This is a genomic window from Sunxiuqinia rutila (assembly GCF_050589705.1).
Taxonomy (GTDB): Bacteria; Bacteroidota; Bacteroidia; order Bacteroidales; family Prolixibacteraceae; genus Sunxiuqinia; species Sunxiuqinia rutila.
Map to the genome: position 1 here is coordinate 87,802 of NZ_JBNGOT010000005.1, position 13,610 is coordinate 101,411.

Consider the following 13,610-nt stretch of genomic DNA (forward strand, 5'->3'; position numbering starts at 1 on the left):
AGGATTTCAGAATAGTTTAAAATTCAAGAAATAGATACACACAGCAATCCAGGCTCCTCCGGCAATAAGGCTGTCAAAGCGATCGAGAAAACCGCCATGCCCGGGAATCAGGTTGCTAAAATCTTTTTGTTGGTATTTTCTTTTGTACAGCGAAGCCGCCAGGTCGCCGGTAAATGCAAAAAAGATAATGCCAGCTGCCAGTAGCAGCGACTTGCCGATGTTGTTGGCATAGAGTGGATCGAGCCAGAAGCTGCTTGCCAGAGCAACAAGGGTTCCGCCAATCAATCCTCCGTAGGTCTTCTTCGGACTGATGTTGGGGGCTATTTTTTTTCGTCCCCACAGTTGCCCGGTTATCTGGCTAAAGCTGTCGAAGATGGAGAGCACCAAGAATGAGAAAAGAATTAAGCCTTGTGCAAACCCACTGAAAAAATAAAATCCGAATGAAAGGGAGGCAAAAACAGCTATGGACAATACAAAGAACCCTTTATGTTGAAACCCGTTTTTTTGAAACAGCTTCAGCAGCTCAAGAAGACCGGCTGCTATGATGACAACCGTTAAAACCCGAAAGATGGCCGTGTTGATGATTATGCTGAAAAATAAGGTGTTGATGATGAAAAAGTAGGTGATGAATTTGATGTGACTTTTTCGGGCAACCTGCGGATCTTTCTTCCGGTTGATGAAATAGAAGCCAATTCCTCCTAAGAGGAAATAGGTTAGAATTATAATATAGATTGTTTGAATCATGTTTTTGTTGTTTGATTTTCAGTTTAATATCATTAAAACTCCAATGGCAACCATTACAAGGGCATATAAATAGCGGACTTTATTTTCCGATTGGTCCGTTTTGGTTTTGAATAGAATCCTGGGGCCCAGTGCCGCGCCGATGCTTGACCCGGCAGTAAGAAAATAGACCAGCATCAGATCAATCTGTCCGACCAGCAAGTGGGCGCTAATGGCAAAAAGGGTGTTGGTGAGCACCACAACCAACGAGGTGCCAATGACCAGTTTTAGTGGAATGTGCATGGAGAAAAGTCCGGCTAAAACCGGAGCTGTTCCGCTCGTTCCAAAAGTGCCGGTAATCATTCCTGCCAGGAATCCGAAAAATGACCCCTTTGCTTTCCGGCTCAAACCTGTTTGTTCTTGAGTTGCCTCTTCGGTTTTTGGGCTTTTTGTTTTCTTCAGTGTTCCCCAGGCCATGTTGCCGGCAATCAGAATGGCATAAATACCAAAGCTGGCTTTCAGCGCTTCCGGACTGATCAACCCGGTTATGCCTGCGCCAAGGAAGGCTCCTAAAATACCGGTGAGCGAGAATAAAGCTCCAATCCGAAAGTTGATGTTTGTTTTTCGGTGATGCCCCAGTGTGCCCACCAGGCAAATGGGAAGTGTGGCTACCAGCGAGGTGATCACCGCCGTTTGGGCCGGAACGCCAACCAGCAGTGTGAGAATTGGCAGGAAGAAAAAACCTCCGCCACCTCCCAGCATGGTTCCAAACAGGCCGATAACAAAGCCGATGAAAGGAAGTAGGAAATAAACGGGTTCTATGGTTGAATGGAAAATCATAGTTTGTTCTTATCGGATAAAAGAGCGTTGAAAACGCTTGTTTTTTAGGTGTTTGTGTCTGTTGGGATTAGCCATTGATTTAGGATTGGGTTGGGGTGAGTATGAAGTCGTCACTGTTTACCTGGCTGAGGTGATTGACCTGCCGAACTTTCAAGTCTGAACTTTTACCGGATTTCAAATTTTTAACAAGAATCATTTGCGGGAAAAATTTAGCGTTTGAATTAGCAACCTCAATATAATTCGAAAATTCGGTTACTCCAACCAATTTGCCTTTTATATCGTATTGCTCAATGCTCATTAGCTGTTCTTTATCGATCGAAACGAAGGCGATTCGATAACCTTTTTCCTCCGGACTCTGGATTTTTATCTTTTGACAGTGGGTGTCGTTTAAGTCGGTTTTTTCAAGAAAAGTGAACTCAAAATCCTTGTCAATGGCCGATTTGAACTGCTCTATCGGAATTTCCGTTCCGATTATTTTGAGGTTGCGCTGGTTGGCTCTGATTTTTTGAACCCGCCCTGTTGCCGGCATGTAAATTTCAATGATGCCTTTTTTATCCGGATAGTCAGTGGTAACGATTTTTGTTCCCATAACATTTTCAGGTGCAAGTAATTCAATCAGCACTTTTCGTTCGTCGTCAAACTGAGCGTAAGAAACCGTCAGTTCTTTGGTTTTGCAGTTGCCTTTTCCGTCGAATGTTTCCAGGTCAAGAACCAGGCGAATGTTTTGCAAGGACAACTTTTGCGTTGAATGCTCAAACAATTTTTTGGCTTCCATGGTGTCGGTAGCTGAAGCGCTGAACAGGCTGAAGGTTAAGCAAAGCAGGATGATTATCTTTTTCATAACACATTAATTTACATTGGATTCTAAAAACTTAGGTTTTGTGATTGTGATCAGAGCCGGAATCAGCAACAAAGCGCTGATCAGGCACGAAAAAATAGAAATAACAACCAGCAGCCCGAAAAAACGAAGGGGTGCAAAGCTGGAAAAAATTAAAGCTGAAAAGCCGACAATAACAGAGAATGCGTTAAATACAATTCCTTTACCGGTGGTTTTTAAGGTTTGTGTTATGGCTATTTTGCTATTGTGTGAAACAGCGTATTCTGTCTTGTAGCGCCATAAAAAGTGAATGGTATAATCAATGCCAACGCCAATCATAATTGAAGATAACAGGGCCGTTACAATGTCGAGGTGGATGTTTACGAAGCCCATCATCCCAAATAGGTAAAGCGTGGAAACAACCAACGGAAGCGAGCCTTTTGCTCCGGCTGCAAATGACTTGAATATGATGGATAGCAAAACAAAAATGATGGCAAGTGCTAGCAATAGCGAGGCTACTTGCCCTTCGATAACCATGTCGGCTATTTGAATTTTCGACAGTCCGGGGCCCGCTATACAAACCAATTGTGGATCATTTTGAGTGATTTGGTGCAGCGATTTTAAGAGCAATTTTCCGGCTTGGTTACTGCCGTCATTTAGGCTGACCAGGATTCGCGTATGTTCATAGTTGTAATCAATAAATTGAGCGATTTGGTCTTCGTAGCCTCCCATGGTGAAAATCTCCAGGCTCTGTTCGGCTTCGGCTTTGGATGCAGGCAAGGCCAGGTAGCCAACTTCTTCAGGCGTGTACATGCCTTTGCTCAGCTCTTTGAAAAACGTACTTGGAGAAATTACATGCCCTGCTTCAGGCAGTTGTTCTATTTGCTTTGTATAGTTCTCCAATCGGGTTAGTGTTTCAGGGGACAGTACATCGCCCTCAAACAGCAAGGAAATGTATTGTGAGCCTCCAAATTTTTCATTTACCAGTTCAATGCCCTGCCTGATGTCAGATTTGCCAATGAAATAGCTTTCAACATTGGTGTCCACTTTTAGTAAAAACAGTCCGGCAGTACTAATGAGCGCAATTCCCAGAAATGAAGCGATGACGCTTTTGGGATAGCTAGTGACCCAAAAGGCAAACCGGTTGAGTATTTTATCGATAAGCAATGGTTTTTTGTTTTCTGCCGGTATTGTGTTTGGTTTCTGGTAGAATGTTAAAAGTACCGGAACTAAAAACAGGCTCATTAAAAGCGCCAGCCCGATGCCAACTGATGCAAGTACTCCCAGTTGGGCTGCTGGTTTCATTTGGTGCGAAAGCAATCCCAACATGCCGCCAATCGTAGTTAGTGCCGTAATGACAATGGGTTTACGCAATTCCCGATATATTTCTGCGGCAATGGCTTTCATGCTTAGTTGGGGTGAAACAGCCAGTTTTTCCTGGTAGGCGTTGATGAGGTGAATGCTGTAGTCGTTGGCAATGGCAATCAACATAATGGGAAGCAGCACGGATATCAGCGAAATTTCCCAACCCATAAGTGCCATGAATCCAAATGAAAACAGGATGGATAAAATGACAATAGCAAAAGGGAGTAAAACGCCTTTCCATTCACGAAATGAAAAATAGAGCATGAAAACCATTAAAATTAGGGCGGCCGGGAGTAAGGTGAACAGGTCTTTTTTGATGTAGGACTTGATGGCGTGCCGAATATAGGATAAGCCACCAATATAGATTTTTTCTTGTCCGGGTGTCTGTTCAATGACTTCCTGGATGGCTGGAATAAGGACGCCATCCTCGCTTTCATTGGATTTGGTGATGATGATGGCTGTTGCTGAAAAGTCAGAGGCGACAAAGCGCTGGCCTATTTTGTTGGAGCGAATCTTTTGTTTCAGCTCTTTCAGTGCTTTCGGTTCTGTTGGAATTTTATCAATTATTGGGGCGAGCTCGGTAATACCATCTTCCAGCTTGATGTCGATCACGTCAATTAGTGACAGGCAGTTTTCAACGCCATCCAGTTTTTGCAGTTCTTCGGAAAGGCGAACCATGCGGTCGTACGTCTGCTGATTGATAATGTTGCTGTCTTTGGTCAGTATCAGCATAATCTTTTCGCTTCCCCCAAAAATACTGTCCAGTTGGTTGAGGTAAGCCCGGTTCCCGACGTTGGTTGGAATGTAGTCGTCAAAGCTTGGATTGATGGTAAGCTTGCTGAATTGTGAAACCGAAAGCAATGCAAGGGCGATAATGCCGATGATTAATGAAAATCTGTATTTTTTGACTAGCGTATTCACGGCTTTCTGATTCTTGTTTTCTGTTACTCGGTATATTTATAAAGGCTGTCTTGTGTAGCTTCAAAAACGATAATCGTTTAATGGTCTGTTTTTGTGTAAAAAATAATTTACCTGTCAATCAAAGCATGGCATGGTGTGTCTGGCAGTACTTTGAGATACATCTACAGTGTGTTTACTTTTAGTAATTAACTGGTTTTAGTAAGTTGTGTTGCTGTATGTGTCTGGCAGTGTTTTGTTTGTCTCGGTTTGTCATTGGTGTTGCTTCTGGCGACACAAACAGTATTGGCTTGCCGGTCAGTAGTCAGGATGGATATGTTATGAATTGAATCTGTTTTCATGGTTTTCAGTTTATTAGACTAAATTCGTTTTCGAGTAGCAAATGTAGCTTTTTTACCAATCCAAAAGAATATTTCAAAGGAAATTGAAATCGGCTTAGGTCGAAATCTAACTTGCGGGTCGCAAAATGCAGTTTAGTAAGCTGGCTCTTTGTTGTCGAGAATACAGTTTGGAGTAGGGCAATGGTACACGTGTTTCTGAATGAGAGATGATTTCAAAAAGCAACTAGAAAAAGCAGCGGCTTTTCTCTCTGTTTTAATTTCTAAATTTTTAGTGGATTGTTTTTTGAAGAAAAAAGTCGGGATGACTGGATTCGAACCAGCGACCCCCACGTCCCGAACGTGGTACGCTACCAGACTGCGCTACATCCCGTTTTTGAAGTGGGACAAATGTACAATTTTCGAATAAATGATGGAATTATTTTTAGAATTTTATTGGTGTCAGCACTTGATTTCTTTCTTGTGGAGTATTTCATACGATTGACTCCTTTATTTTTATTTTGTAAATTGGATGGCCGTAACTAAACGCTATTCTTATGCAAATCAAGAATCTAATTACCAAGCTACCTTGGCATGCCGAGCGTGTTTGGCGAAAGAGAGAGCTTTCTCAAATTGACAAAATTATTATTCATCAGGAGCTGGGTGAAAGCTCCATTGAAAATGTGAATCAATACCACATATCCGTAGGACCACAAAACCACATTACTCCCAAAGGCTGTCCGCACATGTGTTACCACTATGGAATCCGGAAAAATGGAGAGGTGGTGCAAGTCAATGAGCTTTCTGACATTGTGTGGCATTGCAAAGGGCAAAACACCAGCAGTATTGGAATTGTGTTGGAGGGGAATTTTTCGGGGCCCGGGTACGATTTGGGAACGAGTGAACCTACGAAAGAGCAAATTCGCTCGGTCAATGAGTTGGTTGATTTTTTGCTCACTAGTTTTAAACTTCCGAATACCAGTCTGTTTGGGCACTACAATTTTGGCAAGCCAGCCTGCCCGGGCTATGTGATGCAGGAGTGGGTTGAGAAAAAGAGGGGGCAGTTTGACGCGAGCTTAAATCCTCAAAATATTATCAAGTCTGTTCGGGAAATTCAGGCACGTCTGAATACACTGGGGTATAACGCCGGTGTGGTTGATGGCATATTGGGCGTCAAAACCCAATCGGCCATTCGGCGTTTTCAGGCCGATCAGCAATTGGTTGTGGATGGGATTGCCGGCCCTCAGACCTGGCTTAAACTATTAACCTTAACGCAAGCATCATGAACAAAAAAAGCAATATCAATCAGGATGAGTACTACACGATTTCGCAAAAGGAATTTTGGCTGAAATGGTTCTCAAAGTTTATGTTTACGCTGATCTCGGTTAAGCTTTGGGGGCTTGTGGCTTGTACGTGGGTATCCACTTACCTGCTTATGAATCAGCAAGTGATTCAGGTTGGAGACCGGGCCTTTGAAATGGGAATCAACGGAGCGCAGTGGGTGACTTTCAATACGACTATTTGGGGATTGATTTTTGGAATGAAGGAGATCTTTCGGGTGATGGAGAGGAAGGACCGCAACGATGAGAAAATCATCAAGGAAGATAACAAAACGAAGCAGGAAATTGCCAAGATTACCGCAAGTGCCGTTATGGGACCAGGTAAGCAATCAGGTTCCGGATCAGTCTATACGAGTAAAGGAAAAGAAATTGTTGGCGATGAACCCAGTTAATCCGAAATTATGGAAAAGAATATCAAAATCATTTTTATAGGTCTTGTCATACTGGCTATTGTGGGCTCATTGATTTTTGTGAGTTTTAAAATTGAAGGTCCCGGAACATTGATCGGTGGCCTGGCTGTTTTGTGGGCAGGTATGAAGTCGAAAATATTTGGCAGTAAAAGCAGTGAAGAAAAGATTGAGCAAATCAAGATTGATCATAATCTGAAAAGGGCAGAATGGCAGGCAACGAAAGAGGAATACGACTCCAAATTTCGTCTTCTTCAGGCACAAATGCAGTATATTGATTACAAGTCTGCATTGATTTCTGAGAAAATCAGTCAGCTTGACGACTATCAGAAGGCTAAAATTGCTGAGATTGAAAAGGCTGATAGTGATGAATTACTTCGCTTACTTAATGAAAGGAACAGTCAATGATGAAAACGAAACTACTGATCGGTTTTATGCTGCTGATGGCTTTGGGCGCCTCGGCTCAAAGCAGTAAACTCATTCCCGGGGCAAGTTTTACCAACCAAACAGCGGATACACTATATGTCATTCCGATGCAGCAGGTCAGGTCGCTATTAACGAGCGCGGTCAGCCACGAAATCAACACCCAGAAGCTGGAGTTGTACAAAAAACAAATCAGCTTATTTGAAGTGCGCTCGGCCATGGCTGATAGTGCGATAGCTGTTAAAAAACTAGAGGCTGAATTTTGGCACGGACAATTATTGCAGAACGATCAAGTATTGGAAAATCAGCGCATCGAAAACATCAAACTGATTGATGATAAAAACCGAATCCGACAATCTCGGGTCTATTACTTGGTTGCCGGCCTGGTTGCCGGAGCTGTATTGGTTTCTTTGTAATTATTCTTCCAGAAAGTTTTTGAGATAGCTGAATTTTGGGGTTAGCTTGCCATTTTTAAGAATGGTGGCTCGTTCAATAATTCCATCATCATCGTTCCCGAATAAGGACGGAAAAACTTCGTAGTATAAATCTCGGGCAAAGGTTCGGGAAGCATCCATGGGCAATGCGGCAGGCAGGTTATCTACGGCAACCACTGTAATGTGTGATGAGGAGCTGAATGGTGCTTTTTCTTTACCGCTTAGAGGCTCCACGTCATAAAAAGGGGCTTCAATCTCACTTGTTCGAAGCGTTGTTGGGATAGGGCCGGGAACGTCGCATGAAATATCTGAAATCAATGAAATGGAAAAATCAGGTGCTTTCAAATCTTCAGCACTGAAAAAGTGAGGAGATTCGTGATTCCAGTAGTGGCAGGCAATAAATGCATCAGCCACCTTGGTGTAGGGGAGAAAGGCCGACTCAAACGCTTCCGGATGATCATAGAAGTGCTGATCCTCTGGGGCTCCTGCTTTACGTTTTACATAGCCTTCCGGGTCAAGGCGGGTGTATACCGGATGATCATAGTCGCGCTCTAAAAAGTCTTTGGGAAGCACTTCCGGAATTCCCAGGTGATTGATAATTTCCAGTGCTCCGGAAGCAACACGCCCGCCACCGGTAACCAAAATCTTTAACGCCGGAATTGGCAAAGCTTTTAGCTGGTGGTGTAAATCCTGTAAATCCCGGCAAGCCTCAGGGGCAGGAAGCTGGTAATTGCAAAAGCGCTGTCCAATGCCTACAAACGCATAGTAGGCACCCACTACGCCAGCCCAAAATCCAAAGGCTACCAGTCTGGCCCGGTGCTTGTCTACAAAATATTCATAGTCAATCAGGGTAATTTTCTTTTGTGCCATTAGTTTGAAGAAGTCGCGGTTGTATGCTTGTTCCTTGGCTACATGGCTAAACATGATGTAGGTTTTTCCTTCCAGAAGAGCTTCGTTGGCTACTTCTTTTACGCCAATCAGCACGTCGCAATGCGAAACGTCCAGCACAACCGGGAAGCCTAGCTGGCGGTATTCTTCGTCTGGGTGCACCCGCAAATCGCTGGACTGCACATAGAGCTCCACTTCCGGATAGTTTTGTTGAATTAAAAGGGCTGTTTCAGGCGTAATTGCAACGCGGCGGTCTTTCCAGCGGCGCGTTTCTCTCAAAATACCAATCTTCATGTTTGTCTTTCTTTTCTGGAATTTTTAAAGATAAGAATTATCTTCTTAATCAGAAGTGAACCGGCCGTATTGCTTCCAGAAGCCAGTTCTTATTTGAATAGTCGAACATTTTTTAAGAAAGAGAAAGCTGAAGACAACTATGAATATGCCAAAAATTATTGTAATTTTGCATTTCCTCAATGACCGGGGCTGACTGGTTTTGACAGCGGGTAGAAGAGGTATGTAAGCATGTCGAGCTTGGGTTGTTGGCTCGTTAATCCTAATGATCAAACTTTTAATTGGCGAAAACAATTACGCTCTTGCTGCGTAACCGAATCACAGTAGGTTAACCGCTTAATCCCGGCACTAGGTGCTGGGACAAGACATCGCTCGGATGCTATTGCTTTGAGGCTATCCGATTCGGCGGTGCAAAAAATCGAGGCTAGTGGAATGTTTGCTTCGGACATGCCGCGAAACTTTAGAAGCTAAGGTAGTGGTCGGTGGCCTTGATCCTGCTACTACTCGAAAACCAAGTCGAGGCTAAACATGTAGAAAGCATATGGCTTCCTCGTTTGGACCCGGGTTCGATTCCCGGCAGCTCCACCTGCACTCATCAATGCACTGCGCATTGGTGAGTTTTTTTTGCCTGTTTTTCTAATGATAAGCATTGCCAAAAGCCCGAACAATCGCGGGAAACACTTGTTTATTAAATCGGATTTACAAACAAAGTAAAGGGCCCAAATAAACCGCTATTATGAAAACATTAACAATGGTAAATCCCAAGAAGTGGGTATGTTTTATAGCATAAACTTATCCTATTTTTGCGGCCCGAAGCAAACGGCTTGTTAATTTGAAAATTAGTAGGGACTCTCGTCCTCTGGTAATAATTGAGAAAAAGTAAAAAAATCAGCTATGAAATTTAAAGAAGGAATATGGACCAGTTCCATAGAGGTAAAGGATTTTGTTGCACGTAATATCACCCCTTATGCAGGCAATCATGACTTTTTGGTAGGCCCAACAGAGCGCACTTCCCATTTGTGGAACATCTGTAAAGCCGCCTTGAAAGAAGAGCGCGAAAGAAAAGGACTTCGCAGCGTTGATACAGAAAACGTATCAACCATGAATGCGTTTAAAGCCGGGTATATTGACAAGGAAAGTGAAGTCATTGTAGGTTTGCAGACTGATGAGTTGCTAAAACGTGCCATGAAACCTTATGGAGGATTCAAAGTGGTGCAAAAAGCTCTTTCTGAACATGGCTTTTCGCCAAGCGAGGTTATTACCGAAAGCTTCAGCAAATACACCAAAACGCATAACGATGGCGTATTTGATGCCTACACCGATGAAATCCGCAAGTTTCGTTCGCTGGGTTTCCTGACTGGTCTGCCTGACAACTATGCGCGTGGCCGGATTATTGGTGACTACCGACGCTTAGCACTATACGGGATCAACCGGTTGATTGAAGCCAAAAAAGCTGATTTGGATGCGATTCATGGGCCAATGACCGATGCTACCATTCGTTTGCGCGAAGAGGTGTCGGAGCAAATCAAAGCATTGTACGCTATGATTGAGATGGGTAAAATCTACGATCTTGATCTTAGCCGTCCGGCTGAAAATGCCCGAGAAGCTGTTCAGTGGACTTACATGGGCTACTTGGCTGCTGTGAAAGAGCAAGATGGTGCTGCCATGTCACTGGGAAGTGTATCCTCATTCCTGGATGTTTTTATTGAGAAAGACTTAACTGACGGTGTAATCACCGAAGAAGAAGCGCAAGAATACATTGACCAGTTTGTGATGAAACTGCGCATGGTGCGTCACCTGCGTATGGAAGCCTACGAACAGATTTTTGCCGGCGACCCCACTTGGGTAACAGAATCAATTGGCGGACTTTTAATTGACGGTCGCAGCAAGGTTACTAAAACCTCTTTCCGCTTCCTGAATACGCTATACAACTTGGGACCATCACCAGAACCCAACATCACTATTTTGTGGTCTAAAAACCTGCCTCAGGGGTTCAAGGACTACTGTGCGAAAGTATCGATTGAAACGTCATCCATTCAGTATGAAAATGACGACTTGATGCGGACGAGCGCCAATTGTGACGATTACGGGATTGCTTGCTGCGTATCGATGCAGGAGCTTGGAAAGCACATCCAGTTTTTTGGGGCAAGAACCAACTTGGCCAAAACCCTGTTGCTGGCCATTAACCGTGGACAGTGTGAAAACACCGGAACTCAAATTGTGGATGGCATTCCAGCGCTGGAAAACGAATACCTGGATTACGACGAAGTGGTTGCCAACTTTAAAGTGGCGATGAAAGAAGTGGCCCGCGTGTACAACGAATCCATGAACATCATTCACTACATGCACGATAAGTACTACTACGAAAAGGCGCAGATGGCCCTGATCGATACTAATCCGAAAATTAACATCGCATATGGTATTGCAGGTCTTTCAATTGTTGCCGATTCATTGTCAGCCATTAAACACGCCAAGGTAAAACCCATTCGCGATGAAAACGGATTGACTGTTGATTTCGAGATTGAAGGCGATTTCCCAAAATACGGAAACGACGACGACCGGGTGGACCATATTGCCCGCGACGTGGTGAGTCACTTCAACAAAGAATTGTCGCAACACAAAGTGTACAAAGATGCCAATCCAACTTTGTCAGTTCTGACCATTACGTCAAACGTTGTTTATGGGTTGAAAACCGGAGCTACACCTGATGGACGTGGTAAAGGAGTGGCTTTTGCACCAGGTGCAAATCCAATGCACGGACGCGACACACACGGGGTAATTGCTTCGTTGAACTCGGTAGCCAAAATTGACTACAAAGATTCAAAAGATGGTATTTCAAATACCTTGTCGGTCGTGCCTAAATCACTGGGATCAACTCCGGAAGACCGGATTGCCAACCTGGTACGCACGCTGGATGGTTACTTCGGATCGAATGCACAGCACCTGAACGTAAACGTTCTTGACCGTGAAACGCTGATCCACGCCATGGAGCACCCTGAGGAGCATCCTCAGCTGACCATCCGTGTGTCGGGATACGCCGTTAACTTTGTTCGCCTTACCCGCGAGCAGCAGCAAGAGGTGTTGACTCGTTCATTCCATGAGTCTCTATAGAAACGATTATTTGCATATAACTTACATTGAAGACATTCTGCCCCTGAAAAACGGGGGAGGGTGTCTTCTATTTTAATAGGACTATGACCCAAGCTGAAAAAACACTCACTGTTCACTCCATCGAATCGTTTGGGACGCACGACGGCCCGGGCATCCGGCTCGTTGTTTTTTTACAGGGCTGCAACCTGCAGTGTTTGTATTGTCAAAATCCCGATACCATGGAGATGAAGGGCGGTACACCCACCGAAATCGAAGCCTTGGTGAAGCGGGCCCGCAACATGAAAACCTATTTTGGCGATGATGGTGGAGTCACTGTTTCGGGGGGCGAGCCCATGTTGCAGAGCAAAGCGCTCATTCCTTTTTTCGAGGCATTGAAAGCAGAAGGAATTCACACCAATATTGATACGAATGGTGTTGTGCGCACGCCGGAAGCGCTTCAGCTGATCTCCGGTCTTTCTGATCTGGTGATGTTCGATGTAAAATCGACCACCGACAAAGGGTTTAAAACACTTACAGGCGTTTCGCGCTTACAAGCCATGCTCAGTAACGTTAAGCTGCGTGAAGCGAGTCAGCTCCCGTTTTGGTTGCGCTATGTGCTGGTTCCGGGTTTTACCGATAAGGAACGAGATTTGGAATGGCTGATTGAGCAATTTTCAGGCATGAACTACCTGGATCGGTTCGAAATTTTACCCTATCACAAACTGGGGCAATACAAATGGGAAGCCTTGGGCATGGATTACCAGTTGATGGATGTGGCTGAAAATACGCCTGAACAATTGGAGATTGTAGAACAAAAACTCACCCCTTATTTCAAAAAAGTAATTATAAAATAGAAACCGATGAGTTTATATTCACCCAAAGAAATCATCAAGGTTGCCGGGAAACTGGCTATAGATAAAGACGCTTATTCTGCAAAAAAAATACTGGTGCTTGCCTTTATGGCTGGTGCTTACATTTCCTTTGGCGGGCTGCTGGCTATTCTGATTGGCGGCGGTGTGCCCGGATTGGCTGCCGAAAACCCGGGAATTTCCAAATTTCTGATGGGGGCAGCTTTCCCCGTTGGGCTGATGATGGTGGTTATGGCCGGCGCCGAACTGTTTACCGGAAACAATGCTTACTTTATGCCCAATGTGCTCAGTAAAAAACAACAATGGACGGCTCCTTTGCGCAATTGGGCTTTGGTTTATCTGGGCAACCTGATCGGATCGCTGTTTGTCGCTTACTTTCTGGTTCACTTGACCGATTTAGTGAGTGCTGCTCCTTGGAGCGAGGCCGTGCAAAACATTGCTATGGGAAAGACGGGTAACCCTTTTTACAAAACCTTTCTGAAAGGTATTGGCGCCAACTGGCTGGTGTGTTTGTCCTTGTGGATGGGCATGTCGGCTCAGCACACTTCCGGAAAGATTCTGGGGATTTGGTGGCCGGTGATGGCTTTTGTAACTATGGGGTTTGAGCACTCCATTGCCAACATGTTTTTTATTCCGCTAGCCATTTTTGAAGGTGCCGACATCAGCTGGACGGCTTTTGTGGTTGAAAACCTGATTCCTGCAACCTTAGGGAATATTGTTGGGGGAGCCTTTTTCGTCGGAACCCTTTATTGGTACACCTACGCCCGCGACTGATCGAAAAACGGATGGTGATGAACTGAAAAACGGTCGAAAGCAGATGTGTCATTTGTTTTCGACCGTTTTTCTTTGCGTTCTACTTTGCAGCATCGGGTGCTGAACGATTTGGTCTTG

General features: G+C 44.4%; 13 protein-coding genes, 1 tRNA gene and 1 other RNA gene. 8 read left to right on the forward strand and 7 right to left on the reverse strand.

Annotated features, from left to right (window positions below; translation table 11 throughout):
* Positions 1-6 precede the first annotated feature (6 nt).
* From ACRD6K_RS07545 to ACRD6K_RS07570, 6 genes are all read right to left on the reverse strand, one after another.
* Positions 7-744, reverse strand: a complete 738-nt coding sequence (locus ACRD6K_RS07545) for a phosphatidate cytidylyltransferase (protein ID WP_430972765.1) — start codon at positions 742-744, stop codon at positions 7-9.
* Positions 745-762: 18 nt separating this feature from the next.
* A complete protein-coding gene (locus tag ACRD6K_RS07550; RefSeq protein WP_430972766.1) occupies positions 763-1,560 on the reverse strand; it encodes a sulfite exporter TauE/SafE family protein in 798 nt (265 codons plus the stop codon).
* A 79-nt stretch (positions 1,561-1,639) separates the two neighbouring features.
* Positions 1,640-2,401, reverse strand: a complete 762-nt coding sequence (locus tag ACRD6K_RS07555; protein ID WP_299576592.1) for an outer membrane lipoprotein-sorting protein — start codon at positions 2,399-2,401, stop codon at positions 1,640-1,642.
* Between the two features lie 6 nt (positions 2,402-2,407).
* Entirely contained in the window at positions 2,408-4,663 is a 2,256-nt protein-coding gene (locus ACRD6K_RS07560; protein WP_430972767.1) for an efflux RND transporter permease subunit, read from the reverse strand.
* Between the two features lie 185 nt (positions 4,664-4,848).
* On the reverse strand, positions 4,849-5,001 hold the full coding sequence (locus ACRD6K_RS07565) for a hypothetical protein (protein ID WP_430972768.1): 153 nt from the start codon (positions 4,999-5,001) through the stop codon (positions 4,849-4,851).
* Positions 5,002-5,297: 296 nt separating this feature from the next.
* Positions 5,298-5,371 (reverse strand) — tRNA-Pro (locus tag ACRD6K_RS07570).
* Between the two features lie 163 nt (positions 5,372-5,534).
* Here ACRD6K_RS07570 and ACRD6K_RS07575 point away from each other — a divergent pair.
* From ACRD6K_RS07575 to ACRD6K_RS07590, 4 genes are read left to right on the forward strand one after another with little or no spacing between them, the layout of a single operon-like run.
* The gene (locus tag ACRD6K_RS07575; RefSeq protein WP_430972769.1) at positions 5,535-6,263 is read left to right on the forward strand and encodes a peptidoglycan recognition protein family protein; all 729 of its coding nucleotides are present in this window, start codon (positions 5,535-5,537) and stop codon (positions 6,261-6,263) included.
* Positions 6,260-6,709, forward strand: a complete 450-nt coding sequence (locus ACRD6K_RS07580) for a hypothetical protein (RefSeq protein ID WP_430972770.1) — start codon at positions 6,260-6,262, stop codon at positions 6,707-6,709. The genes ACRD6K_RS07575 and ACRD6K_RS07580 overlap by 4 nt, the downstream gene beginning before the upstream one ends.
* Positions 6,710-6,718: 9 nt before the next feature.
* Entirely contained in the window at positions 6,719-7,132 is a 414-nt protein-coding gene (locus ACRD6K_RS07585; protein WP_430972771.1) for a hypothetical protein, read from the forward strand.
* On the forward strand, positions 7,129-7,563 hold the full coding sequence (locus tag ACRD6K_RS07590; RefSeq protein ID WP_430972772.1) for a hypothetical protein: 435 nt from the start codon (positions 7,129-7,131) through the stop codon (positions 7,561-7,563). Before ACRD6K_RS07585 ends, ACRD6K_RS07590 begins: the two co-directional genes overlap by 4 nt.
* On the opposite strand, the gene ACRD6K_RS07595 is transcribed toward ACRD6K_RS07590, so the two are convergent.
* On the reverse strand, positions 7,564-8,763 hold the full coding sequence (locus tag ACRD6K_RS07595) for an NAD(P)-dependent oxidoreductase (protein WP_430972773.1): 1,200 nt from the start codon (positions 8,761-8,763) through the stop codon (positions 7,564-7,566).
* 185 nt (positions 8,764-8,948) lie between these two features.
* Between ACRD6K_RS07595 and ssrA the strand changes: the two genes are divergently transcribed.
* The 4 genes from ssrA to ACRD6K_RS07615 all read left to right on the forward strand — a co-directional run bounded on the left by ssrA (position 8,949) and on the right by ACRD6K_RS07615 (position 13,493).
* Positions 8,949-9,348, forward strand: a transfer-messenger RNA (tmRNA) gene (gene ssrA / locus ACRD6K_RS07600).
* A 306-nt stretch (positions 9,349-9,654) separates the two neighbouring features.
* Complete coding sequence (pflB, locus tag ACRD6K_RS07605; RefSeq protein WP_299576723.1) at positions 9,655-11,871, forward strand: formate C-acetyltransferase; 2,217 nt, start codon at positions 9,655-9,657, stop codon at positions 11,869-11,871.
* 83 nt (positions 11,872-11,954) lie between these two features.
* A complete protein-coding gene (gene pflA, locus ACRD6K_RS07610) occupies positions 11,955-12,704 on the forward strand; it encodes a pyruvate formate-lyase-activating protein (protein ID WP_430972774.1) in 750 nt (249 codons plus the stop codon).
* Positions 12,705-12,710: 6 nt separating this feature from the next.
* Positions 12,711-13,493 carry a formate/nitrite transporter family protein gene (locus ACRD6K_RS07615; protein ID WP_299576728.1) on the forward strand — a complete coding sequence of 261 codons (783 nt, stop codon included), beginning with the start codon at positions 12,711-12,713 and terminating at the stop codon, positions 13,491-13,493.
* Positions 13,494-13,610: the final 117 nt, after the last annotated feature.

Excerpts from the sequence above, each read along its gene's own strand:
- ACRD6K_RS07545 (WP_430972765.1), bottom strand. The coding sequence starts at position 744 with ATGATTCAAACAATCTATATTATAATTCTAACCTATTTCCTCTTAGGA.
- ACRD6K_RS07550 (WP_430972766.1), bottom strand. The coding sequence starts at position 1,560 with ATGATTTTCCATTCAACCATAGAACCCGTTTATTTCCTACTTCCTTTC.
- ACRD6K_RS07555 (WP_299576592.1), bottom strand. The coding sequence starts at position 2,401 with ATGAAAAAGATAATCATCCTGCTTTGCTTAACCTTCAGCCTGTTCAGC.
- ACRD6K_RS07565 (WP_430972768.1), bottom strand. The coding sequence starts at position 5,001 with ATGAAAACAGATTCAATTCATAACATATCCATCCTGACTACTGACCGG.
- ACRD6K_RS07575 (WP_430972769.1), top strand. The coding sequence starts at position 5,535 with ATGCAAATCAAGAATCTAATTACCAAGCTACCTTGGCATGCCGAGCGT.
- ACRD6K_RS07580 (WP_430972770.1), top strand. The coding sequence starts at position 6,260 with ATGAACAAAAAAAGCAATATCAATCAGGATGAGTACTACACGATTTCG.
- ACRD6K_RS07585 (WP_430972771.1), top strand. The coding sequence starts at position 6,719 with ATGGAAAAGAATATCAAAATCATTTTTATAGGTCTTGTCATACTGGCT.
- ACRD6K_RS07590 (WP_430972772.1), top strand. The coding sequence starts at position 7,129 with ATGATGAAAACGAAACTACTGATCGGTTTTATGCTGCTGATGGCTTTG.
- ACRD6K_RS07595 (WP_430972773.1), bottom strand. The coding sequence starts at position 8,763 with ATGAAGATTGGTATTTTGAGAGAAACGCGCCGCTGGAAAGACCGCCGC.
- pflB (WP_299576723.1), top strand. The coding sequence starts at position 9,655 with ATGAAATTTAAAGAAGGAATATGGACCAGTTCCATAGAGGTAAAGGAT.
- pflA (WP_430972774.1), top strand. The coding sequence starts at position 11,955 with ATGACCCAAGCTGAAAAAACACTCACTGTTCACTCCATCGAATCGTTT.
- ACRD6K_RS07615 (WP_299576728.1), top strand. The coding sequence starts at position 12,711 with ATGAGTTTATATTCACCCAAAGAAATCATCAAGGTTGCCGGGAAACTG.